Origin of the sequence: Agrobacterium sp. FDAARGOS_525 (genome assembly GCF_003938925.1) — a bacterium.
Lineage (GTDB): Bacteria > Pseudomonadota > Alphaproteobacteria > Rhizobiales > Rhizobiaceae > Agrobacterium > Agrobacterium pusense.
In genome coordinates this window covers 1,318,530-1,343,408 of record NZ_RKIU01000004.1, presented here as the reverse complement: position 1 = coordinate 1,343,408, position 24,879 = coordinate 1,318,530, and the positions used below count along the sequence as shown (strand labels likewise).

Sequence of the window (24,879 nt, the reverse complement as noted above, 5' to 3'; positions counted from 1 at the left end):
AAACGCCGCCGAAATATCCGGAAGGGCCGATGTCATGAGTACGAAACCTGCGGAAAAAACTGGAAGAACCGGCTGGCGTTTCTGCGCCGTCCTTCTTTCCGCTGTTCTTGCCATGCCGCTCGTTCCCTCCGAGAGCTTGGCACAGGAACAGCGGCGCACCCTGTTTGAAATGCTCTTCGGCAGGCCGGTGGGACGCGATGGCGGATCAGGCCGCGAATACCAGCCCCGCAACCGGCGCGATTTCCCGTCCGCGCCGCGTGAAAGATCGGTTACCCGCCCGCAACCAGCAAGGAAAGCGCCTTCGGTGGTGCAGATGCGAACCGCTAAGCCGGAGCCTGCCGCCAAGCTTGAAAATGCCAGGCGCGTCCTTGTTATCGGTGATTTCCTCGCCGGCGGAATGGGGGAAGAGCTGGTCAATGCCTTTGCCAGCTCGCCGGCAATTGCGGTCGATGTGCGTGCCAATGGCTCTTCCGGCCTGGTGCGCACCGATTATTACGACTGGTTCAAAAACCTGCCGCAATTCATAAGCGAGACCAACCCCGCCACCATTGTCATCATGATGGGCTCGAACGATCGCCAGCAGATGCAGATCGGCGATATCAAGGAAAAATTCGGCACGGAGGTCTGGCTCAAGGAATATGAGAGGCGGATCGATGAGCTTCTCACCCTCGCCGGCCGCCCGAAAGTGCCGCTATTATGGGTGGGTCTGCCCGCCTTCCAGTCTCCCTCGCTTTCTGCGGATCTCGTTGGGTTCAACCGGCTTTACCGCAGCCATGTGGAAAAATTCGGCGGCGAGTTCGTGGATGTCTGGGACGGTTTTGTCGACGAAGCCGGCAAATTCGTCATCACCGGTTACGACATGAACGGTCAGCAGGCCCGCCTGCGTGAGGCCGACGGTATCGGCATGACGCAGGCCGGAAAGCGCAAGCTTGCCTTTTACGTCGAGAAATTCGTCCGCCGGCACCTCGACGGCGCCGGACCGGACCTTGTGAAACTGGACGGCAGCAATCTGCCGGCACTCACCTCCCTGCCGGCACTTGGCATCGATGCGGGACAGGTGCGCACCCAGCCGATCAGCCTTACCGATCCCGCTCTCGATGGCGGCGACAAACTGCTCGGTGATGTCCCTCTTTCGGCCGCACCAACACGCGTCTCCGTCGTGGAATCCCCGCGCGAAAGGCTGACCAAGCGTGGCGAAATGGCCGATGCGCCGGCAGGCCGCATCGATGACTATCGGATGACGCCCGATACCACACAGGCAAAGCAATAGAAGCTTGCCCGCCGTCTGCCGCCCAGTCGGTCGGCGTAATGTTCAGGCAATCCCACGATGACAGGATAGCTGCAGCTTTGCAGGAATGCGGAGATCGGTCACAAACCTCCGCCGCTCCACCGATTTCGCACGGCGATATGTATTCGACGGCGACGCGTCGCTTGCCTTGAGCGTCACCGGCACCGTCGTTTTTTACTTCATGTGCGCGCTTCACCCTAAGCGTGCCGACAATGCCGAGACGAATTCATGCGCCTGCTGCTTGTTGAAGACGAACGTGAGATGGCAGCGGCCCTGTCTGCCGCGCTCCATCGGTTCGATATTATCGTGGATACGGTCGGAACACTGGATCTCGCTCGACACGCCATCATGGATGGTGTCCACGATCTCGTTGTGCTGGACCGGCAACTGCCCGATGGTGACGGCATCGAACTGATAGAAAATCTGCGTCTGCTGCCAGTCACCCCACCCGTCATAGTGTTGACGGCCCAGGGCGGGCTCGTGGATCGGGTGAAGGGCCTGAACCTCGGTGCAGATGACTATATGGCCAAGCCTTTCGCCGTCGAGGAGCTACTTGCCCGCATTCGCGCCCTGATGCGCCGACCCGCCGGAACCGTGGCGATGACGGCGAAACTCGGCAGGCTGGAGTTTTGTTTCGAGACGCGCGAAGTGCGTATCAACGGCGCGTTTCTTCCGCTGACGAGACGGGAGTTGCTGATTCTCGAAGCCTTGCTGCGACGACAGGGCAGAACAGTGCTGCGCTCGCTGCTCGAAGAGGCCGTCTATAACTTTGACGATGAAATCCAGTCCAATGCGCTCGATTCCCACATTTCCCGCTTGCGGCGCAAATTGCAGGCCGCGGACGCCGCCGTGGAGGTGCATGGCATTCGCGGCGTGGGATATCTTTTGAGGGCGACGGGATGAGATTGTCAAAGAGAAAGTCACTGAAGCGGCGATTGACCATTCAACTGCTCCTCTTCCAGATCGGCAGTCTGTTGATCGTCAGCGTCGCGTTCTTTGCCTATCTGTTGAGCGACGGTGTCGGCAGCGCTCTTCTTAGCTCGGAGGCGGCGCAGATAACTGCAAACGCTTTGATCCGCGATACGGATGGGAAGCTTACGCTGAAAGAGACGGCCGAATATGCCAAACTCCGGGAAAAAATGCCCGATTTCTGGTTTGTTGCGCTGAGCGACAAGGATGAGCTCATCCAGGGTGGCCCTGTGCCCGAGGCCTACAGCAACATGGAGAAGGAGTTAAACGACATCAAGATTTCGAACATTCGCGAAGCCGGGATGTCCTACTCCTATTTTGCCGTTCTTTACCTTGCGGTTGTTCGCCGTGCATCCGGGCCAGCCGGAGAGTTCGTGATGGTCGGAAAAGGCGATCTTTTCAGCATGACGCTCCCTGTTCTGCTGTTTTCCAACATCATGATTTTCCCGGTCCTCGTCCTCATCTCCATTGCGACCACGATAGCAATTCCCTTGATCATCCGCAGGGAATTTCGGGCACTCTCGACGATTGCCAAAACCGCGGAAGCGATCGATATCGACAGACGCGGATATCGCTTGCCCGACAATGATATTCCACGGGAAGTGCAGCCGCTGGTGCATGCCGTCAATGGTGCACTCAAGCGCCTGGACGATGGCTATGAACGGCACAAGCGCTTCATTCTCGACGCCGCGCACGAATTGCGCACGCCGGTCGCCATTCTACAGACGCGTGTCGAAACTCTGCTGGAAGGGCCCGCACGCAGCCGGATTTTGGCGGATGCCAACCGTATCGGCGTGCTGGCCGAACAATTGCTCGATCTGCAGCGTCTCGGCGGCCAGAAGGCGCCATTGGTGCCGCTCGATCTGGTCAATCTCTGCAGATCGGTTGTTGCCGATATGGCACCGCTTGCCATCTCGCAGGGTTATGAGCTCTCATTTGAACCGGAGGAAGAACCGATCCTTGCACTTGCGGACGACCCTTCCCTGCGGCGAGCCCTGATGAATATCGTGCAAAACGCCATAGAACACGGCGGCAACCGCGGAACCATAACGATGACAGTGGCGGCCAATCGGGTGATAGAGATCGCCGACGAAGGCAACGGCATTCCTGAAAAGGAGCGGGAACTCGTCTTTGATGCCTTTCATCGCCTGCAACCTAGAGACCGGGGCACGGGCCTCGGGCTTAATCTCGTGCAGGAAATCGTGCGGTATCACGGCGGAGATATTACTATCGGGGATTCATCCAGCGGTGGGGCCTGCTTCCGGATTACGCTTCCCTATTGCTGAAAAAAGAAGCGCTCGTTTTCTGACATCAAAAAAAGGCCTGTTGCGGGTGCGACAGGCCTTTCCATTTTTATCCATTTGCCGGCTTAGCGCGGAAGAACGGTCGCGCCCATCAGCGCTTCATCGATAGCACGCGCCGCCTGACGGCCTTCGCGGATCGCCCAGACCACCAGCGACTGGCCACGGCGCACATCGCCCGCCGCCCAGAGCTTGTCGACAGAGGTCCTGTAATCCGTCTCGTTGGCGACGACATTTGTGGAGCCACGGCGGTCCGTGTTGAGTGTCAGCTTGCCGTCCATTTCCTTCAGAACGCTGTCCGTGAAGGGACCGGAAAAGCCGATGGCGATGAAGGCGAGATCGGCCTTGATGATGAACTCCGTGCCGGCAATGGGCTTGCGTCGGTCATCCACCTGGCAGCACTTCACACCTGTCAGCACGCCGTCTTCGCCAACGAATTCGAGGGTCGCCACCTGGAACTCGCGGATGGCGCCTTCGGCCTGCGAAGACGAGGTGCGCATTTTGGTTGCCCAGAAAGGCCAAACCGCCAGCTTGTCTTCCTTTTCCGGCGGCATCGGGCGTATGTCGAGCTGGGTGACTTTAACAGCACCCTGGCGGAACGCCGTGCCAACGCAGTCGGATGCAGTATCGCCACCGCCCACAACGACGACATGCTTGCCGCCCGCGAGGATCGGATCGGCCGGCCAGCCAACGCTGTCAATGTTTTCACGACCGACGCGCCGGTTCTGCTGCACTAGATAGGGCATGGCATCATAAACGCCATGCAGATCCGCACCGCCGATGCCGGCCGGGCGCGGGGTTTCCGAGCCGCCGCAATAAAGCACGGCATCGTGATCGGCGAGGAGCGCCTCCACCGTCACATCGACGCCAACATTGACGCCACAATGGAAGGTAACACCTTCGCCCTTGATCTGCTCGACACGGCGGTCGATGAAGTTTTTTTCCATCTTGAAATCGGGGATGCCGTAACGCAGCAGGCCGCCGGGCTTGGATTCGCGCTCATAGACGTGAACCTCGTGGCCGGCGCGGCCAAGCTGTTGCGCCGCCGCCATGCCCGAGGGACCGGAACCGATGATGGCGACCTTCTTGCCGGTGTGGATCGTCGCCGGCTTCGGCACGATGAAGCCCAGCTCATAGGCCTTGTCGGCAATCGCCTGTTCGACGGTCTTGATCGCGACCGGCGCATCCTCAAGATTCAGCGTGCAGGCCTCCTCGCAAGGGGCGGGACAGACGCGACCGGTGAATTCCGGGAAGTTGTTGGTGGAATGGAGGTTGCGGATCGCCTCCTCCCAGTTGTTATTGTAGACCAGATCGTTCCAGTCGGGGATCTGGTTGTGCACGGGACAGCCTGTCGGGCCATGGCAATAGGGAATACCGCAATCCATGCAGCGCGCCGCCTGCTTCTGCACCTCGGCATCCGACATCGGAATGGTGAATTCGCGGAAGTGGCGGATACGATCCGATGCGGGCTGATACTTGCCCACCTGCCGGTCGATCTCCAGAAAACCTGTAACCTTGCCCACGTTTATGTCCTCACATCAAAGCGGAGCGCCTGTCGGGCCCCAGTACCAGGTGGCGAAACCCAAAGCCGCCCCAGCACGATGAACTCAAATCCGGTCTCGCCGCCCGTCCAAGTGATCGCCACGAATGGCGACCGCTGTTATCAGCGAGATCAGGTGGTGTAGTGTCCTCACACGACGGATTACTCCGCCGCCACGCCCATGCGCATGCGCTCCATTTCCTCAAGCGCACGACGGTATTCAACCGGCATGACCTTGCGGAACTTCGGACGGAACTCGCTCCAGCGATCGAGTATATCCTTGGCACGCGACGAGTTCGTGTAATGGAAGTGGTTGGAGATCAGCTGGTAAAGGCGCTCCTCGTCGTGGCGAGTCATGTCTTCGGAAACGTCGACACGTCCCTTGTGCATGAGGTCGCCGCCGTGATGGTGCAGCTTTTCCAGCATGTCGTCTTCTTCCGGAACCGGCTCCAGCTCAACCATGGCCATGTTGCAACGCGTGGCGAAATCGCCCTTCTCGTCGAGAACATAAGCCACGCCGCCGGACATGCCGGCCGCGAAGTTGCGGCCGGTCTCGCCAAGAACGACCACAATGCCGCCGGTCATATATTCGCAGCCGTGGTCGCCGACACCTTCGACAACCGCAACCGCGCCGGAGTTACGCACCGCGAAACGCTCGCCAGCCACGCCACGGAAATAGCACTCGCCGGTTATGGCGCCGTACAGCACGGTGTTGCCCACGATGATCGAGTTTTCCGCGACGATACGGGCGTTTTCCGGCGGGCGCACGATGATGCGGCCACCCGAAAGACCCTTGCCGACATAGTCGTTACCGTCACCCACCAGATCGAAGGTGATGCCTCGAGCGAGGAACGCGCCGAAGGACTGGCCCGCCGTGCCGCGCAGCGTCACATGGATCGTGTCATCCTTCAGACCCTTGTGGCCCCAGCGCTTGGCGAGCGCGCCGGAGAGCATCGCACCGGCGGAGCGGTCAACATTTCTGATCGGCACTTCGAAGACCACGGGTTCGCGGTTTTCCAGCGACGGCAGGGACTTTTCGATCAGCTTGCGGTCGAGAATGTCATCGATCGGATGCTTCTGGCGTTCGGTCCAGAACGTCGCTTCCTTGGGTGCCTCGACCTTATGGAAGATGCGGCTGAAATCCAGACCCTTCGCCTTCCAATGCGCCAGCATCTCATCCTTCTCGAGCAGTTCGGAAGCGCCGATGATCTCGTCCAGCCTGGTCACCCCAAGCGAGGCAAGGATTTCGCGCACTTCTTCGGCCACGAAGAAGAAGTAGTTGATGACGTGTTCCGGCGTACCCTTGAAGCGCTTGCGCAGAACCGGGTCCTGCGTGGCAACGCCGACAGGGCAGGTGTTGAGATGGCACTTGCGCATCATGATGCATCCCGCCGCAATCAGCGGCGCGGTGGCGAAGCCGAATTCATCCGCACCGAGCAGCGCGCCGATGATGACGTCGCGGCCGGTCTTCAGACCACCATCCACCTGCAGGGCAACGCGCGAGCGGAGACCGTTCAGCACCAGCGTCTGCTGGGTTTCGGCAAGGCCGATTTCCCAGGGCGAACCCGCGTGCTTGAGCGACGTCAGTGGTGACGCGCCCGTGCCGCCATCAAAACCGGCGACGGTGATATGGTCTGCGCGGGCCTTGGCCACACCGGCCGCAACCGTTCCGACGCCGACTTCCGACACCAGCTTCACCGACACATCGGCTTCCGGATTGACGTTTTTCAGGTCGTAGATCAGCTGCGCCAGATCTTCGATGGAATAGATATCATGATGCGGCGGCGGCGAAATGAGGCCGACGCCCGGGGTGGAGTGACGGGTCTTTGCAACCGTCGCATCCACCTTGTGGCCGGGCAGCTGGCCGCCCTCGCCGGGCTTTGCGCCCTGCGCTACCTTGATCTGCAGCATGTCGGCATTGACAAGGTATTCCGTCGTCACACCGAAGCGACCGGATGCGATCTGCTTGATGGCGGAGCGTTCCGGGTTCGGCTGGCCGTTCAACAGCGGCATGTAGCGGTCGGATTCTTCCCCGCCCTCGCCCGTGTTGGACTTGCCGCCGATGCGGTTCATGGCAATCGCGAGCGTCGTATGCGCCTCGCGGCTGATTGAGCCGAAGGACATCGCCCCGGTCGAGAAACGCTTGACGATATCGGCTGCCGGCTCGACCTCATCGATGGAGACCGGCTTGCGACCGAGTGCTTCCGCCGACTTGACCTTGAACAGGCCGCGAATGGTGTTCATGCGCAGCGCCGTTTCGTTCACCATGCCGGCGAATTCTCGGTAGCGATCCTGGCTGTTGCCACGCACGGCGTGTTGCAGCGAGGCGACGGCGTCCGGCGTCCAGGCATGGCTTTCGCCGCGCATGCGATAGGCGTATTCTCCGCCGATATCGAGCGTGTTGGCGAGGATCGGGTCCTTGCCAAAGGCCGCTGTGTGGCGCGCCACGGTTTCTTCGGCGATTTCGGTCAGGCCGACACCTTCGATGGAGGTGGCGGTGCCGAAGAAATATTTCTCGACGAATTCCGAAGACAGGCCGATGGCGTCGAAAATCTGCGCGCCGCAATAGGACTGGTAGGTGGAGATGCCCATCTTGGACATGACCTTGAGGATGCCCTTACCCACCGCCTTGATGTAGCGATAAACGACTTCATCATCAGACACTTCCTTCGGGAAGGCGCCGTGCTTGTGCATGTCGAGCAGGGTATCGAAAGCGAGGTACGGGTTGATCGCCTCCGCACCATAACCGGCCAGAAGGGAGAAATGGTGGATTTCGCGCGGCTCACCGGTTTCGACGACGAGACCGACCGAGGTACGCAGACCCTTACGGATCAGGTGGTGGTGCACGGCGGCTGTCGCCAGAAGTGCGGGGATCGCGATGCGATCCGGGCCAAGCTGGCGGTCGGACAGAACGATGATGTTGTAACCGCCGCGGACGGCGGATTCGGCCCGCTCGCAGAGGCGGTCGAGCATTTCGGGCATGCCCTCGGCACCGCGCTCCACATCATAGGTGAAGTCGAGCGTCTTGGTGTCGAAACGGTCTTCCGTGTGACCGATGGAACGAATCTTCTCCAGATCGCCATTGGTCAGGATCGGCTGGCGCACTTCCAGACGCTTGGCGCGGGCAGCACCTTCGTGGTCGAGAATATTCGGACGCGGGCCGATGAACGACACGAGGCTCATGACGAGCTCTTCGCGGATCGGATCGATCGGCGGGTTCGTGACCTGCGCGAAATTCTGCTTGAAATAGGTGTAGAGCAGCTTCGACTTGTCGGACATGGCCGAAATCGGCGTATCCGTGCCCATGGAGCCGATGGCTTCTTGGCCCGTCGTCGCCATCGGCGACATCAGGAGCTTGGTGTCTTCGCTGGTGTAACCGAAGGCCTGCTGGCGGTCGAGCAGCGACACGTCGCGGCGCAGCGCGCGTGGTTCGACAGGCTTCAGCTCTTCGAGGATGAGCTGCGTGCGATCTAGCCAGCTGCGATAGGGATGCTTGGCGGCAAGCTCGTGCTTCACTTCCTCGTCGGAAATGATCGCGCCCTTTTCCATGTCGATCAGCAGCATCTTGCCGGGCTGCAGACGCCACTTCTTGACGATGCGCTCTTCCGGCACTGGCAGCGTGCCGGCCTCGGAAGCCATGATGATGCGGTCGTCATCAGTGACGAGGTAACGGGCCGGGCGCAGGCCGTTGCGGTCGAGCGTCGCGCCAATCTGCTTGCCGTCGGTGAAGGCAACGGCGGCGGGACCGTCCCACGGCTCCATCAGGGCTGCGTGATATTCGTAGAATGCCTTGCGTTCGGCAGACATGGATTGGTTACCGGCCCAGGCTTCCGGGATCAGCATCATCACCGCGTGGGCCATGGAATAGCCACCGCGGACGAGGAACTCGAGCGCGTTGTCGAAACAGGCCGTGTCCGACTGGCCTTCATAGGAAATCGGCCAGAGCTTGGAGATGTCGTCACCGAACAGCGCGGACGAAACCGATGCCTGACGCGCCGCCATCCAGTTGACATTACCGCGCAGCGTGTTGATTTCGCCGTTATGGGCGACCATGCGATAGGGGTGCGCCAGCTTCCACGACGGGAAGGTGTTGGTGGAGAAACGCTGATGCACGAGCGCGACAGCCGATTCGAAACGCGGGTCCGAAAGGTCCTTGTAATATGCGCCCACCTGATAGGCGAGGAACATCCCCTTATAGACGATGGTCGAGGAAGAAAGGGAAACGGGATAGAAATCCTGCGTTTCCTTGCCGCCGCCTTCGTCATAGATGCGGTTGGAGAGAACCTTGCGGATGAGGAACAGCTTGCGCTCGAAATCGGCATTGCTCGCGGCATCGCGGCCGGCGCCGATGAAGACCTGCACATGGTGCGGCTCGGTCGCTGCGATATCCGGCGCCTTGGAAAGCGAGGAATTGTCGACAGGGACATCACGGAAGCCAAGGAACTGCTGGCCCTCTTCGCCGGTGACGTCGACGATGACCTTCTTGTAGTGCTCGATGCGGGAGGGATCGCGCGGCATGAAGATATGACCGACGGCGTATTCGCCAGCCTTCGGCAATGTCACGCCCTGCGCGGCCATTTCCTCGCGGAAGAAGCGGTCGGGAATCTGCACGAGAATGCCCGCACCATCGCCCATCAGCGGATCTGCGCCGACGGCGCCGCGATGGGTCAGGTTTTCAAGGATGAACAGGCCGTCCTTGACGATCTGGTGCGACTTGACGCCTTTCATATGGGCGACAAAGCCAACGCCGCAGGCATCATGTTCATTGGCGGGATCGTAAAGACCCTGCCTTTCCGGCAAGCCGCCCGCGAAACGCGCTTTCGCAGAAACGGGTGCAGCCGTAGCCGCGGTGGGACAGTCAGTGGTCAGGGTTGCGGCGGCGATGTCCGCCTGCGGCTCGTTCGTCATTTTTGTCCCTCCTGCAAATTACTTGCACGGTTTCATGCGAAGGTCCGGCGCGACGCAAATTTCGCTCTTTGGCAAAATCCGCATTCTCGCCGGCTGGATCAAATTTAGGACAGTAAGACTGTCTCAATTCCCGAGGATTTTGGCAGAAACCGGCGGAATTGGCAAGGGCGCGAATCCAATTAGTGAGACCGTCGTTTTATAGCGAAGTTTCGATACTGACCCATTGCGCGAAACTTTCTGTCGCAAATCCCGCCTCCTTATTGCTTTCATTGCCGGATTTGCCAATCGAGGAGTTAGGTCCTAGAACTTTGCCAGTCGTCGCTCCATGCATTTCCCAATCAGAACCCCAGCTATCGGAAAGCCTTCAGAGATGTTTTTTGCTTCAGACAATTGGGCTGGCGCCCACCCGGCCGTCAATGAACGGCTTTCGCGGGAATCCACCCGGTTTGCCTCCGCCTATGGCACCAGCGAACTCGATCTCTCCATCGAAAAGCGCTTCAACGAGATATTCGAGCGCGAGGTTGCGGTGTTTTTCGTCGCCACCGGCACGGCGGCCAATTCGCTTTCGCTGGCCAGCATCGCGCGCGCCGGCGGCCTCACCTTCTGCCATTCGGAAGCCCATGTGATCGAGGACGAATGCGGCGCGCCGGATTTCTTTTCCGGCATGCGCATGGTCGCAGTCGAAGGGCCGAACGGCAAGATGCTGCCCGAAAACCTGATCGAGCGCATTGCCCGCTATCCGCAGGATGCCGTTCACCACGGCCGTGCCGCCGCCATCACCATGACGCAGGCGACCGAAGCCGGCACCGTCTACACCCTCGACGAAATTGAAGCCATCTCCAAAATCGCCAAGGAAAACGGCCTGCCGCTGCATATGGACGGCGCGCGTTTTGCCAATGCGCTGGCCGCCCTTGACACCACGCCGGCCGAAATGACCTGGAAACGCGGCGTTGACGTGCTGTCTTTCGGCGGCACGAAAAATGGCTGCTGGTGCGCGGAAGCGATCGTTTTCTTCGATCCTTCGCTCGCTCGGGATTTCTCGTTCCTGCGCAAACGCACAGCGCAACTGTTTTCGAAGTCACGTTTCATTGCAGCGCAGTTTGAAGCCTATCTGCAGGATGATCTTTGGCTCGGTCTCGCCAGCCATGCCAATGCCATGGCTAACCGGCTGCGCGCGGGCTTCGGCTCGCTGAACAGCGCGCGCCTCGCCTGGCCGACCCAGGCCAACGAAGTTTTCGCCATTTTGCCAAAGGCAGCCGCGCAAGCAGCGACGGAAAAAGGCGCGAGGTTCTATGACTGGCTGGAGCCGCGCGACATGCCGGAAAAAGTCGGCAAGGACGAAGTACTGATCCGCATGGTCACCAGCTTTGCGACGACCGAGGCCGATGTAGATGAATTCCTGTCCATCTGCGCTGCCGTCTGAGATATCGGAGGGCGTCGCCTTGCGGCGCCCTCAAACCTCCTGCAACCGGTAACCCACCCCGGTTTCTGTCAGGATGTAACGGGGCTGATCGGGGATTTTTTCGATCTTCTGGCGCAGTTGGCGCACATAGACCCGCAAATATTGGACGTCGGTCAGTTCATCCCATACGTGCTCCAGCAGGAAGCGGTGCGTCAGCACCTTGCCTGCGTGCTGAACCAGCACCCGCAGAATATCGTATTCCTTCGGGGAGAGCTTCACCTCCCGGTCCTCCACCCTGACGATACGCCGGACAAGATCGACCGAAAGATCGCCGGTCTGAAAGACAGGCCGTTCACCCTGGCTCTGGAGCCGGTGGCGCAGCGCGACACGGATGCGGGCGACGAGTTCGTTCATGCCGAAGGGCTTTGTAATGTAGTCGTCGGCTCCCAGTTCCAGTGCCTTGACGATACCTGCTTCATCGGTTCGGCTGGACAGGATGATGACCGGCAACGCCACCCCCTCGCTGCGCCATTTCGCCAGAAGATCGTGTCCCGACATATCCGGCAGGCCGAGATCGAGAATGACGAGATCGGGCTTGTCCTGCTCGACCAGCTCCATCGCCACCTTCGCATTCATCGCCTCGCTTACCGTATAATCCTGCGTCGACAACCCCACCCGCAAAAGCTTGCGGATCGGCGGTTCATCGTCAACGATCAGAATGTTAACGGCGGAATTGGTCATTCCAGGGTCTCCTTTGGCGGCGTAGTGGGAGCGGGGTCGCCATTTCGGCTCAGGCGGCGCCCTTTTCATGATCTAGCACAGGCGCGTTGGCGGGAACGGGCAAAGTTACCGTGAATTGCGCACCTCCCCGACCCTGCCTGTTCTCCGCACGAATCGAGCCACCCATGGCCTCGATGAAACCCTTGCAGATGGATAGCCCCAGTCCGGTTCCCGCCTGCACCTGATCGGTCTTGCGCACCCGGTAGAAGCTGTCGAACACCCGCTCCGCATCTTCGGGAGGAAAGCCCGGCCCCTCATCGGCCACGGACAGGAATACGTGCCTTCCCTGCTGCCAGCCCCGGAGTTCGATGACCGTGTGTTCGGGAGCATATTTGGCCGCGTTGTCTATGAGGTTGAACAGGACCTGTTCGAATAGCACGGGATCGACCCTAAGCATCGGCAGATCAGGCGGAATATCCAGGACAACCTCATGCCGCACAATGATTTTCGCGGCACGCGAAAGCGCTGTCCCGACAATGTCGCCGAGGAAATGCAGCCCGTAATTCGGCTCCATTGCACCCGATCCGATCCGCGTCATATCGAGAAGATTGGAGATGAAGCGGTTCAGCCGTTCGGATTCCTCAACGATTGTCGAAAGCAGATCGGCGCGCGCATCGGGCGGGATGTCCTCGGCAAAGTCCTTCAGCGTTCCGGCCGAACCCAGAATAGCCGCGAGCGGGGTTTTGAGGTCGTGGGAAATGGAGGTGAGGAGTGCGGTGCGCAGTCGGTCGGTTTCCGCGGCCAGCCTTGCCTTGTCGACATCCGAGGCAAGCTGGATACGTTCGATCGCGAGTGCAGCCTGGTCGGCCAGCGCATCAAACAGGCGCTGTTGTTCAGGTGTCAAAAGCGGCCCGCTTCGGTCATCATCCAACCCGACGACGCCGACGGCACCGCTGCCGGTGCGGAGCGGCAGATAAAGCCGCCGGGCGCCCGGCAATGTGTCTGCGCCGCGACCAGCCGCCTTGTCGTGTTCCCATGCCCATTGCGCGGCCGCGATATCGGCATCCACCAGCGTGTCATCGGGCGGATAACCGGCCTTGACGGCAATGGCGTTGTTCTCAGGCAGAAGCAGCACCACCCTCACCTTCAACATCGAAGCCATCTGGTAAGCGGTAGCCCACAACACATCATCCAGCGTCGCCGTTCCGGCAAGCTTTTTGGAAAACAGGTAGAGATCTTCCGTCGTGCGCGCCCTTACCCGCGCCGAGGCCGCCTGCCGTTGCACCGCAACCGTGAGGTTGGAGGCAACAAGCGCCACTCCGAGATAAAAAAGCAACGCCAGAACGCTGTCCGGCGCGCTGACCGTCAGCGTGTATCGTGGTTCCAAAAAGAAAAAATTGAATGCGACGGCGCCAAGCAGCGAGGCATACAACGCAGGTCCAAGTCCTCCGCGAACAGCGGCCGCCAGCACGGCCATGAGAAAAACGAGCGCCAGATTCTGAACGTCGAGCGTCCGGTCAAGCACGATGCCGACAACGATGGCGAGCGCTACGAACAGCGTGCTGTTGAGATAGGAGCCTATCGACCAGCGCGAGCGGGACGGTGCGGCCTTCACGGATTGCGCCGGCTTCTCTTCATTCTTGTCGCCGGAAATGACGTGCACACTGATATCGCCGGCATGGTCGATCAGATCATGCGTCAGCGAGCGCTGAAAAATTCGCTGCCACCAGGATTTTCGCGGGCGACCGATGATGATGTGGGTGAAATTGTTTGTATTGGCGTAGGAGATGATCTCCCGCGTCAGGTCAAGCGCCGGCAGGGTTACCGTCTCGCCGCCAAGCTGCTGGGCAAGCCGCATGGTGCCGGCCAGCCGGTCCTTCTCCGCCTCCGACAATTGCTGCGACCGCGGCGTGTCGAGATGCAGTGCGGTCCATGGTGCGCGCAGCCGGTCCGCCTGCCTTCGGGCATAACGCACAAGACCGGGGCCGTTGCCGCCATGATCAAGACAGACCAGAACCCTGTCTCCGGCCGCCCAGGGGCCAGAGATGGCATGGGATTGCATGTGATTGAGCAATTGCTCATCCACCCGCTGCGCGGTGCGCCGGAGCGCCAGCTCGCGCAATGCCGTCAGGTTACCGCGCGAAAAATAATTCTCGATGGCGCGCCGTGCCGTACGGGGCAGGTAAACCTTGCCATCCTGCAGCCGCTTGATGAGGTCATCAGGCGTAATATCGATGATTTCGACATCATCGGCCCGGTCGATGATGCTGTCGGGCACGGTTTCACGGACACGGATGCGGGTAATCTGCGCCACCACATCATTCAGGCTTTCGACATGCTGGATGTTCAGCGTTGTGTAGACATCGATGCCCTGCGCGAGGATTTCCTGAACATCCATATAACGCTTGGGGTGGCGGCTGCCTGCAGCATTGGTGTGAGCAAGTTCATCGACCAGAACCAGGTCGGGGCGACGCGCGAGGATCGCGTCGATATCCATCTCCTCAAGCATCTGGCCGCGATAATCGATACGTTTGCGAGGGACGACCTCCAGCCCCTCGACCAATGCCTCGGTCTCCCTGCGGCCATGTGTTTCCACGACGCCGATAATGGTGTCGACGCCATCCGCAAGCTTCGCCCGGCCTGACATCAACATTTCATAGGTCTTGCCGACACCGGGTGCGGCGCCCAAAAAAATCTTCAACCGGCCCCGCGCCTCGCGCTTGGCGTTTTCCAGAAGCGCATCGGGCGACGGCCGGCCGGGCATGTTGCTGATATCGTCAGGCATTTAACCACCAGTGGTCGAGGCTATGGCTTGCGAACAAGCCATAGCCATTTCAATTCATGAGCCGGCCGCGTCAAGAGCCATGTTGAGCGCAAGAACGTTTACAACGGGCTCGCCCATGAAGCCGAGTTCCGGAGCTTCGACGTGACGCTCAACGATGGCGCGCAATGCCGCTTCATCCATGCCCCTCGCTTTGGCGACACGCGGAACCTGGAAATAGGCGGCTTCCGGCGAAACATGCGGATCGAGGCCGCTGCCCGAGGCCGTCACCAGATCGGCCGGCACCGCCGAGGCCGGATTTTCAGCTTTCGCGGCCTCGTAATCCTGTTTCACCCGGTCGATAAGCTTGGCGCTCGTCGGCCCGAGATTGGAGCCGGAGGACGAGGCCGCATTATAGCCATCGCCGGCGGCGGAAGGACGACCATGAAAATAAGTCTCGCCAGTGAAGGCCTGCCCGATCAATTGCGATCCGACCACCGTGCCATTTTTTTCGATCAGGCTGCCATTGGCCTGCGCGGGAAAAAGCGCCTGCGCCAGGCCCGTCATGCCGAGCGGATAGGCAAGGCCGGTGATGGCCGTGGTGGCGAGGATCAGCACCAGTGCGGGACGAAGCTGTCTAAACATTGTCTTTACTCCTCAGGCGAGACCGAGCGCCGTGATGGCGAGGTCGATGGCCTTGATGCCGATAAAGGGAACGATGATGCCGCCGAAGCCATAGATGACCAGATTGCGCGATAGCAGCGCACCTGCACCGATCGGGCGATATTTGACGCCCTTCAGCGAGAGCGGGATCAGCGCGATGATGATAAGCGCGTTGAATATGATGGCCGAGAGGATGGCGCTCTGCGGCGTCGAAAGTCCCATGACATTCAGGACGCCAAGCTGCGGATAGAGCGCCAGGAACATTGCCGGAATGATGGCAAAATATTTGGCGATGTCGTTGGCAATCGAGAAGGTGGTCAGTGCACCGCGCGTCATCAGCAACTGCTTGCCGATTTCGACGATCTCGATGAGCTTGGTCGGATCGCTGTCGAGATCGACCATGTTGCCCGCCTCGCGGGCGGCCACGGTACCGGTGTTCATGGCAACGCCGACATCGGCCTGCGCCAGCGCGGGAGCATCATTGGTGCCGTCACCGCACATGGCGACGAGCTTGCCCTTCGCCTGCTCCTCACGGATAAGCTCCAGCTTGTTTTCCGGTGTCGCCTGGGCGAGGAAATCATCGACACCCGCTTCCGCAGCAATTGCGGCGGCGGTCATCGGATTGTCGCCAGTGATCATGACAGTGCGGATGCCCATGCGGCGAAGCTCCGCAAAACGCTCGCGAATGCCGCCCTTGACGATATCCTTCAGCTGCACGACGCCGAGAAGCTTGCCATCCCGAACAACGGCGAGCGGCGTACCCCCGGTCTTGGCAATTTCTTCGGCAATTGTCCTTATGCCGCGCATGGCATCCGTTTCGGTTTTGACGGCAAGCGCCACATTGCCCTGTTGCGAAGCGCCGCCGTCAACATAGGAAAGAACGGCGTCGACCGCCCCCTTGCGAATGGAGGAGCCTTCGAAATCGACACCGCTCATGCGGGTTTGGGCGGTGAAGGGGACGAAATTGGCATGCAGCTTCTGCATGTCACGGGCACGGATGCCATATTTCTCCTTCGCCAGAACCACAATGGAGCGACCTTCAGGTGTTTCGTCAGCAAGGGACGCAAGCTGGGCCGCATCGGCCAGTTCCTGCTCGGAAACGCCGGCGACGGGGCGGAACTCGGTCGCCTGCCGGTTCCCGAGCGTGATCGTGCCGGTCTTGTCGAGCAAGAGCGTGTCCACGTCGCCAGCAGCCTCGACGGCGCGGCCGGACATGGCAAGCACGTTGAAACGCACCAGCCTGTCCATGCCGGCGATGCCGATGGCCGACAGAAGCGCGCCGATGGTGGTGGGGATGAGCGTGACGAACAGCGCCACCAGCACGATGATCGGGATCGAACCGCCGGCATAGGCCGCGAAACTCGGTATGGTCGCGGTGGCCAGAACGAAGATCAGCGTCATGCCTGCGAGAAGAATGTTGAGCGCAATCTCGTTCGGCGTTTTCTGGCGTTCAGCACCTTCGACCAGGGAAATCATCCGGTCGAGGAAGGTGGAGCCGGCAGCAGCGGTGATGCGGACCCTTATCCAGTCCGACAGCACCTGCGTGCCGCCGGTCACGGCAGAGCGGTCGCCACCGGATTCGCGGATGACCGGGGCGGATTCGCCTGTTATCGCCGCCTCGTTTACCGAAGCAACACCTTCGATGACCTCACCATCGGAAGGGATGATATCGCCTGCCTCTACAAGAACGACATCTTTCACCTTCAGGCTGGTGCCCGCCACCATACTGTATTGGCTACGGTCATCGCCGGCGAGCAGTTTCGCCTGGGTTTCTGTGCGGGTCCGGCGCAGCGAATCCGCCTGCGCCTTGCCGCGCCCTTCGGCGACGGCTTCGGCGAAATTGGCGAACAGCACGGTGAACCAAAGCCAGAGATTGATCTGGAAGGAGAAGCCCAGATTGGCGCCGCCCGTGATGAGATCGCGGATGAACAGCACCGTGGTCAGCACTGACACCGTCGCGACAACGAACATGACAGGATTGCGCGCAAGCGTGCGCGGGTTGAGCTTTTTGAATGCGGCGGCGATGGCCGGCACGAGAATGCGAGAATCTAGGATGCTCACTTGTTTGGACTGGCTCATGAAGAGGCTCCAGCGTTTGAACAGGGCGACCGATCAGGGTCGATCAGCCCGTGATAACTTCGAGAGCGACAACGGCGGCGAACAGAGCCGCCATCATCGCGAGAATGAGATTGGAGGCGCACCAGCCGCCGGGCGTGGCGCTGCCTCTGACGGGAGCGCCGTTGCGGGCGGGAACGATGCGGCGACGTGCGGATTTGCCTTCGTTCATGACATCACCTCAAAAAAGCTGACCTGCCGCCATGACAAGATGTTCGGCAACCGGGCCGAGCGCCAGCGCAGGCAGGAAGGTAAGGCCGCCGACGATCAGGATCGTGCCGACCAGCAGGCCAACGAAAAGCGGGCCATCCGTCGGGAAGGTGCCTGCAGAGGCCGGAACGGTCTTCTTGGTGACCAGCGAACCCGCAATGGCGAGTGCGGGAATGATGACCAGAAAGCGGCCCATCAACATGCCGAGACCAAGCGTGATGTTGTACCAGGTCGTGTTCCCGGTCAGGCCGCCGAAGGCCGAGCCGTTATTGGCGGCCGCCGAGGTGTAGGCATAGAGGATTTCGGAAAAGCCGTGCGGGCCCGCCGTCCCAATCGATGCCACAGCCGAGGGCAGGATGGTGGCCGTGGCGGTGAAGACCAGCATGGCGAGCGGCAGGCAGAGAATGGCCAGAACCGCCATCTTCATTTCCTTGGCCTCGATCTTCTTGCCGAGATATTCCGGCGTGCGCCCGACCATCAGCCCTGCCACGAAGATGGCGATGACGATGAAGAGCAGAATGCCGTAAAAGCCCGCACCGACCCCGCCGACGATCACCTCGCCCAGCTGCATGTTGATGAGCGGGATGAGACCACCCAAGGCCGTGAAGCTGCCGTGCATGGCATTGACCGCGCCGCAGGACGCAGCCGTGGTGATGACCGCGAAGAGCGACGAGAGCGCCAATCCGAAACGGACTTCCTTGCCTTCCAAATTACCGCCTGCAAGACCGAAACTGTGCATCAGCGGGTTTCCGGCTGCTTCCGCCCAGTAGGTGACGGCAACGCCGGCGATGAACAGCACGCCCATGGCCGCAAGGATAGCCCAGCCCTGGCGCTGGTTGCCGACCATGCGACCGAAGACATTGGTGAAAGCTGCGCCGATGGCGAAGATCGATACCATCTGGATCATGTTGGAAATGGCATCGGGGTTTTCGAAGGGATGCGCCGAATTGGCGTTGAAGAAGCCGCCGCCATTGGTGCCCAGCATCTTGATCGCGAGTTGCGATGCGACGGGGCCGACGGCAATCGTCTGCTGCGCGCCTTCCAGCGTCTGCGCGTTCACATAGGCGCCGAGCGTCTGCGGCACGCCGAGCCAGACGTAGACGAGCGTCAGCACGATGCAGAGGGGTAATAGCACGTAGAGCGTGGAGCGGACCATATCCACCCAGAAGTTGCCGATCGCCTTGCCGGAAGCGCGCGAGAATGCGCGGATCAGGCCGATGGCGATTGCCATGCCGGTTGCGGCGGAAACGAAGTTCTGCACGGTGAGACCGGCCATCTGGGTCAGATAGGAAAGCGTGCTTTCGCCGCCATAATTCTGCCAGTTGGTGTTGGTGACGAAGCTGACGGCCGTATTGAAGGACAATTCTGGTCCGACGGCCGCCATTCCCTGCGGATTATAGGGTAGCACGGCCTGAAAACGCATCAGGGCATAGAGCAGGGCGAAACCGAGAAGATTGAAGAGAAGCATCGAGACCGCATAGGTCGTCCAGTGCTGCTCCTCCCGGTCACTTGTCCCGGCAAGGGCGTAAAGTCCGCGCTCGACCGGCACAAGAACCGGCGACAGCAGCGTGCGCTCGCCATTGAAGACACGCGCCATATAGAAGCCAAGCGGCTTCACCAGCGCAAAAATGATCCCGCAGAAAAGCAGGATCTGGAACCATCCATTGAGGGTCATGGTATCAAACTTTCAACAGCCGCCGCTTCCCGATCAGAAACGTTCGGGGCGAATGAGAGCATAGGTGAGATAGGCAGCGATAAAGACCGTGACGGCGCCGCTCAGGATATAATCAAACGTCATCGCAGCCTCCGTCTAAAGCCGGTCGCAGGCGCGCGTGTAGGCGAAGCAGAGGGCGAAGAACACCGTGGCTGCGCCGATCAGAACAATATCCATCATTGATGGGACTCCTTTTTAATCGAGGAGCCGGACAGGAAGAAAAGCGCCGTCATGTGGGACGTCGCTTTTCATTCTTTCTGGCTGGGAAGAAACACCATCCCTTCCCGCACAGAAGAATGCACCCGAACCGCATAAAGGTTCGAGACGGCCACAGGGGCAATAAAATAGGAATCCTATAGGAATTTCGATGCCCGCTGACCGGACATCGCTTCCGCCAATCAAGTCAGCTGTTGTCACCGAAAGCGGAAACGATGGTTTCCGCCGGACTTTTGTCCGCCAGCAGCGCGGCCAGCAAAATGCGCGCCTGGCCCGGACGAAGTGTGGCTGAATGCACGGCGCCCGCTGCGACGAGATCATGTCCACCGCCGCCGCCGCCGTAACTCGCCACGAGCCGCCCTTCCGGCACGCGGCTGGAGACGACGACCGGAACGCCGCGTTCGGCGCAGCGCTTCACGGCTTCGGCGATACGCGGATTGGCATTCCCGGAACCAAGTCCAGCAAGAACGATGCCTTTCGCGCCCGCCTGAAGGCTTGCATCGATATGGGTGGCATCACAGCCAGGATGAATGGCAACGATATCGACGCGCTGATCGGCCACCGGGGCGGCAAGCAACGGTGTTCGGGCGGCAGCCAGTGGCCGGGTCGAGCGGAATGCGTCTGCCTCGTCCGCGCTCAGCTTGTAGAGCCCCCAGGCCGAGAGACAGCGACCGCCGAAGGAGAGAAGCACACCCTTAGCAGCATTCGCCTGATCGAGCGCTGTTTCTATGGCTCGAGCCAGATTTGCCGGTCCGTCTGCGTCCTTATGGTCTGCCGTAAACTGTGCGCCGGTGAAGACCACCGGCTTCGTGATGGCGTGCTGCAAATGGACGAGTAGCGAGGATTCCTCCATTGCATCGGTTCCGTGCAGAACCACGATACCCGCCACTTCGGGATCGTCGAGTTCGATACGAACGGCATCGCTGATGGTCTGCATGTCGGCAAGCGTCAGGCTGGACGAATCTTTCGCCATGAGGTCCACCGGCTTCAGCCGGGCGCCGATTTCCGGTACCAGCGCAAGCAGATCTTCACCGGAAAGGCTGGGCGTGCTGGCACCATCGGCACCGCGCCGACTGGCGATGGTGCCGCCGGTGGCGATGACCGCCACCAGAGGTATCGCGCCCTGCCCGCTCAATGCGATGCTCCCGCGCGTTCAGCCGCAAGGCGATAGATGCGGTCACGCAGCAGATACCAGCCGATGACGAGCGCCGGGATGATAAGCAGCAGCGAAGCGATGGTCCAGGAGCCGACGGGATAGTCGAAGGCCATCAGCACCAGCACGCCGAACAGAAAAACGAGCGTGAGGATGCCGGTATAGGGCGCGCCGAACATGCGGAAATCCGGACGCACCAGTTCACCGCGCTGCGAAAGCTGCCAGAGTTTGAGCTGGCAGAGCACGATGACGGCCCAGGCGCAGATGATGCCAAGCGCTGACAGGTTGAGCGCGATTTCGAACGCGGCGGCGGGGACAACGGCGTTGAGTGCGACGCCGCACACGGTAACGACGGCAGTGACCGCGATGCCACCATAAGGCACGCCATTCTTGTTCATCTTCGCCAGCGCTGCCGGGGCCGAGCCGGAGACAGCCATGGAGTGAAGGATGCGGCCGGTGGAATAGAGCCCGGCATTGAGCGAGGACAGGACGGCGGTCAGAACAACAAGGTTCATAATGACATCGGCACCCTGCACGCCGATGGAGCCGAAGAAGGTAACGAAAGGGCTCTCACCGGCCTTGTAGGCCGTGTAGGGCAGGAGCAGCGTGAACAACAGCACCGAGCCGACGTAAAACACGACGAGACGCAGGACGACGGCGCGGATGGCGCGCGGCATAACCTTGCGCGGGTCCTCGGTTTCGCCTGCTGCCGTACCGATCAACTCGATCGAGGCATAGGCGAATACCACGCCCTGGATGATGACGAAGGCTGGAAGAATGCCATTCGGGAAGAAGCCGCCATTGTCAGTAATGAGGCTGAAGCCGGTAACGTGGCCTTCGATGGGCGTACCGAAAATGACGAAATAAACGCCGACGACGAGGAAGATCGCGAGCGCCAGCACCTTGATCAGGCTGAACCAGAACTCCAGTTCCCCGAACACCTTCACCGACAGCATGTTCATCGCCAGTACGACCACCAGCGCCGTCATCGCGAATACCCACTGATCGATGCCCGCAAGCCACGGTACGTATTGCTTGAAGAAATTCATATAAAGCGCAACGGCGGTGACATCGGCCACCGAGGTCATGGCCCAGTTGAGCCAATACATCCAGCCGGCCGCAAAGGCCATCTTCTCACCGTAGAACTCACGGGCATAGGACACGAAGGAACCGGAGCTGGGGCGATGCATGATCAACTCGCCGAGCGCACGCAGCACGAGAAACGCGAAGAAGCCGCAGAGTGCATAAACGAAAACCAGAGCCGGACCGGCCTGTGCGAGACGCCCGCCGGCACCCAGAAAGAGACCCGTGCCGATGGCGCCGCCGATGGCAATCATCTGAATCTGGCGCGGCTTAAGGGCTTTATGGTAACCGAGATCCTCTTCGGCGAAGACCTCACGTTCGGCGGGTGCCGTTTTTCCAGAATGCATGGATTTATCCTCCCGATAAAACGCTTGTAGTCGGCAATTAGCCGGAAATCAAAGTGGAACTGGCGTCGTCCCCAAGGCTGGAAATATGGCCAGCGAATGCGCTCATGCTGTAAAGCTGCATGACAGATTTTTGCCGTCATAAGTCGAGACAATGGCTTTCGTCAAGAGCTGTTCGCCAATATTGACCTTCCTCCCCCGCAGGCATATGGTCATTAAATCTGTAAGACAGCTTTACAGATTTTGCAACGCTTGAAGCCAGTGGAGGAAGAAGTGAGCGTGACGCGCAGTGAGCATGATTTGCTCGGGTCGAAGGAAATTCCGGCGAATGTTTATTGGGGCGTGCACACCGCGCGCGCGGTGGAAAACTTCAAGATCACCGCGGTGACTATTGGCCATAATCCCTACCTGTTAAGGGGTTTGGCCTATGTGAAAGAGGCGGCCGCACGTGCAAATCACGAACTTGGCCTGCTCGACAGGGATCGGATGGAGGCGATTGCGGAAGCCTGCCGCGAAATCCGCGCCGGCGCTCTTCATGAGCAATTCGTTGTGGATGAAATCCAGGGCGGAGCCGGCACATCCACCAACATGAACGCCAATGAGGTCATCGCCAACCGCGCGCTGGAACTGCTTGGGCACGAAAAGGGCGATTATGCCCGGCTTCACCCGAACGATCACGTCAATCTCAGCCAGTCGACCAACGATGCTTATCCGACCGCGGTGAACGTTGGCCTGATCGAAGCGATTGACGACCTGGCCGCCTCGATGGGCGTTCTGAAGGACGCCTTCGACCGCAAGGCGCAGGAATTTGCCGGCTTCATCAAGATCGGGCGCACGCAATTGCAGGATGCGGTACCGATGACGCTCGGCCAGGAGTTCCGCACGTTCGTGGTGATGCTGGGTGAAGACCAGGCGCGTCTGATCGAATCCGCCGCTCTGCTGCATGAGATCAATCTGGGCGCCACCGCCATCGGCACCGGGCTCAACGCACCGCGCGGTTATGCCGAGCTTGCCTGCCGACATCTGGCGGAACTGACCGGCCGGCCGCTGGTGACGGCCGCGGACCTTATCGAAGCCACACAGGACCCCGGCGCCTTCGTGCACCTCTCCGGCGTGCTGAAACGCGTCGCCGTAAAGCTGTCGAAGACTTGCAACGACCTTCGCCTGCTGTCGTCAGGCCCGCGCGCCGGGATTGGCGAAATCACCCTTCCCTCCGTTCAGGCGGGCTCCAGCATCATGCCGGGCAAGATCAATCCGGTCATTCCCGAAGTGGTCAACCAGGTGGCCTATGCGGTGATCGGCAACGACATCACCATCACCATGGCCGCCGAAGCCGGGCAGCTGCAGTTGAACGCCTTCGAGCCGATCATCGTGCGTGCGCTCTCCCAGAGCATCAGCCAGCTAAGCGCCGCATGCCGCACACTGGCAGAGCGATGCGTGGACGGCATCGTCGCCAATCCGGCCATCATGGCGCAGCGCGTGGAAGAATCGATCGGTCTCGCCACGGCGCTTAACCCGCTGATCGGTTATTATGCGGCGACGGAAGTCGCCAAGGAAGCGCTTGCCAGCGGGCGTACCGTGCCGCAGGTGGTTCTTGAACGTGGTTACATGACAGAGGCCGAACTGCAGCAAGCGCTCAGTCCACGGCACCTTGCCAATCTGCCAGCGGTCACGGCTGGCGAAGCCGATCTTCGCCAATGATCGTCGTCACTACCTGCTTCACCTGCCCGAGGTGAAGCTCCATCGCCTCACGCGCCTCAGACGCTGAACCGCGCCGGATCGCCTCGACGATCCGGCGATGCTCGAAATTGGAAGCGACGCGGCGACCGGCCATAAGGTTAACCATCTCTGATTGCTGGGCGACGGCCTCGCGGGCGTCCGCCACCACCTTGGCAAAGAGGCGGTTGGCGGAGGCCTCCGCGATGGCGCAATGAAACTGGCCATCCAGCAATACCCAGGGATGCGGCCTTTCCTCGGTTTCCATGCGGCTACAGAGATCGAGCAAAACCTGCAGTTGGGCGTCCGTGCGACGCAAGGCGGCCCACCCTGCAGCCGGCACTTCGATGAAGGGGCGGGCCTCGATCAGGTCGCGTGCGGAATAGGCACCGTAATTCAGTTCCGATGGCGGCGTCGGGGTCATCACATACGTGCCGCTGCCTGTGCGCGTCTGCGTCAGGCCGAGCGTCTGGAGAGACCGCAGGGCCTCGCGAATAATCGGCCGGCTGACGCCGTAACGCGTTGCGAGATGTGCTTCCGAAGGGAGCCGGGTACCGACCGCAAGCTGGCCTGTCGTGATGGCGGAACGGATATCATCGAACACCGCTTCCGCGGCATTCTTGCGATTGATTGGCTGTCCATCCGCAAGCCAATCCGACAAACCGCCCATCTTTAAATCCTCCGCACTCTCAATATGTCCGCGATATCGACGCAACCGCCCAAATACAAAAGGACGGCTGCCGCTCTCGCGGCTAAGCCGACCTTCCTAACATCAT

Annotated in this window: 17 protein-coding genes; 5 read left to right on the top strand and 12 right to left on the bottom strand. The window is 60.4% G+C overall.

Going from position 1 to position 24,879, the window contains the following annotated elements:
• Positions 1-34: 34 nt before the first annotated feature.
• The 3 genes from EGT36_RS22550 to EGT36_RS22540 all read left to right on the top strand — a co-directional run bounded on the left by EGT36_RS22550 (position 35) and on the right by EGT36_RS22540 (position 3,543).
• Positions 35-1,270 (top strand): SGNH/GDSL hydrolase family protein, encoded by a 1,236-nt coding sequence (locus tag EGT36_RS22550; RefSeq protein WP_004445840.1) that lies wholly within the window; start codon positions 35-37, stop codon positions 1,268-1,270.
• Positions 1,271-1,516: 246 nt separating this feature from the next.
• On the top strand, positions 1,517-2,191 hold the full coding sequence (locus tag EGT36_RS22545) for a response regulator transcription factor (RefSeq protein ID WP_004445841.1): 675 nt from the start codon (positions 1,517-1,519) through the stop codon (positions 2,189-2,191).
• Positions 2,188-3,543, top strand: a complete 1,356-nt coding sequence (locus EGT36_RS22540) for a sensor histidine kinase (RefSeq protein ID WP_035208593.1) — start codon at positions 2,188-2,190, stop codon at positions 3,541-3,543. The genes EGT36_RS22545 and EGT36_RS22540 overlap by 4 nt, the downstream gene beginning before the upstream one ends.
• Before the next feature lie 83 nt (positions 3,544-3,626).
• On the opposite strand, the gene EGT36_RS22535 is transcribed toward EGT36_RS22540, so the two are convergent.
• Both EGT36_RS22535 and gltB read right to left on the bottom strand, forming a co-directional pair.
• Complete coding sequence (locus EGT36_RS22535) at positions 3,627-5,081, bottom strand: glutamate synthase subunit beta (protein ID WP_004445843.1); 1,455 nt, start codon at positions 5,079-5,081, stop codon at positions 3,627-3,629.
• A gap of 179 nt (positions 5,082-5,260) precedes the next feature.
• Entirely contained in the window at positions 5,261-10,006 is a 4,746-nt protein-coding gene (gene gltB / locus EGT36_RS22530) for a glutamate synthase large subunit (protein WP_125271096.1), read from the bottom strand.
• A gap of 370 nt (positions 10,007-10,376) precedes the next feature.
• Here gltB and EGT36_RS22525 point away from each other — a divergent pair, with 370 nt between their 5' ends.
• The gene (locus tag EGT36_RS22525) at positions 10,377-11,429 is read left to right on the top strand and encodes a threonine aldolase family protein (protein ID WP_004445845.1); all 1,053 of its coding nucleotides are present in this window, start codon (positions 10,377-10,379) and stop codon (positions 11,427-11,429) included.
• 30 nt (positions 11,430-11,459) lie between these two features.
• Here the strand turns inward: EGT36_RS22525 and EGT36_RS22520 are convergent, their stop codons facing one another.
• From EGT36_RS22520 to EGT36_RS22485, 9 genes are all read right to left on the bottom strand, one after another.
• Positions 11,460-12,149, bottom strand: coding sequence for a response regulator transcription factor (locus EGT36_RS22520; RefSeq protein ID WP_006697199.1), 690 nt, complete (start codon positions 12,147-12,149; stop codon positions 11,460-11,462).
• A 49-nt stretch (positions 12,150-12,198) separates the two neighbouring features.
• The gene (locus EGT36_RS22515) at positions 12,199-14,913 is read right to left on the bottom strand and encodes a DUF4118 domain-containing protein (RefSeq protein WP_125271095.1); all 2,715 of its coding nucleotides are present in this window, start codon (positions 14,911-14,913) and stop codon (positions 12,199-12,201) included.
• Between the two features lie 54 nt (positions 14,914-14,967).
• On the bottom strand, positions 14,968-15,534 hold the full coding sequence (gene kdpC, locus EGT36_RS22510) for a potassium-transporting ATPase subunit KdpC (protein WP_022563077.1): 567 nt from the start codon (positions 15,532-15,534) through the stop codon (positions 14,968-14,970).
• 12 nt (positions 15,535-15,546) lie between these two features.
• Positions 15,547-17,631 carry a potassium-transporting ATPase subunit KdpB gene (gene kdpB, locus EGT36_RS22505; protein WP_125271094.1) on the bottom strand — a complete coding sequence of 695 codons (2,085 nt, stop codon included), beginning with the start codon at positions 17,629-17,631 and terminating at the stop codon, positions 15,547-15,549.
• A 43-nt stretch (positions 17,632-17,674) separates the two neighbouring features.
• Positions 17,675-17,839, bottom strand: coding sequence for a hypothetical protein (locus EGT36_RS30615; RefSeq protein ID WP_004445852.1), 165 nt, complete (start codon positions 17,837-17,839; stop codon positions 17,675-17,677).
• 9 nt (positions 17,840-17,848) lie between these two features.
• On the bottom strand, positions 17,849-19,552 hold the full coding sequence (gene kdpA, locus EGT36_RS22500) for a potassium-transporting ATPase subunit KdpA (protein WP_037092025.1): 1,704 nt from the start codon (positions 19,550-19,552) through the stop codon (positions 17,849-17,851).
• A 33-nt stretch (positions 19,553-19,585) separates the two neighbouring features.
• Positions 19,586-19,675 (bottom strand): K(+)-transporting ATPase subunit F, encoded by a 90-nt coding sequence (gene kdpF, locus EGT36_RS22495; RefSeq protein WP_003506089.1) that lies wholly within the window; start codon positions 19,673-19,675, stop codon positions 19,586-19,588.
• Positions 19,676-19,994: 319 nt separating this feature from the next.
• Positions 19,995-20,942: an asparaginase gene (locus EGT36_RS22490; protein ID WP_006697206.1), complete on the bottom strand. Its 948-nt coding sequence runs from the start codon at positions 20,940-20,942 to the stop codon at positions 19,995-19,997.
• Positions 20,939-22,390, bottom strand: a complete 1,452-nt coding sequence (locus EGT36_RS22485) for an amino acid permease (RefSeq protein ID WP_037092026.1) — start codon at positions 22,388-22,390, stop codon at positions 20,939-20,941. Before EGT36_RS22485 ends, EGT36_RS22490 begins: the two co-directional genes overlap by 4 nt.
• A gap of 270 nt (positions 22,391-22,660) precedes the next feature.
• On the opposite strand from EGT36_RS22485, the gene EGT36_RS22480 reads away from it, so the two are divergent.
• Positions 22,661-24,088 carry an aspartate ammonia-lyase gene (locus EGT36_RS22480; RefSeq protein ID WP_286084328.1) on the top strand — a complete coding sequence of 476 codons (1,428 nt, stop codon included), beginning with the start codon at positions 22,661-22,663 and terminating at the stop codon, positions 24,086-24,088.
• Here EGT36_RS22480 and EGT36_RS22475 read toward each other — a convergent pair.
• A complete protein-coding gene (locus EGT36_RS22475; protein WP_037092030.1) occupies positions 24,057-24,773 on the bottom strand; it encodes a FadR/GntR family transcriptional regulator in 717 nt (238 codons plus the stop codon). The genes EGT36_RS22480 and EGT36_RS22475 overlap by 32 nt on opposite strands.
• Positions 24,774-24,879: the final 106 nt, after the last annotated feature.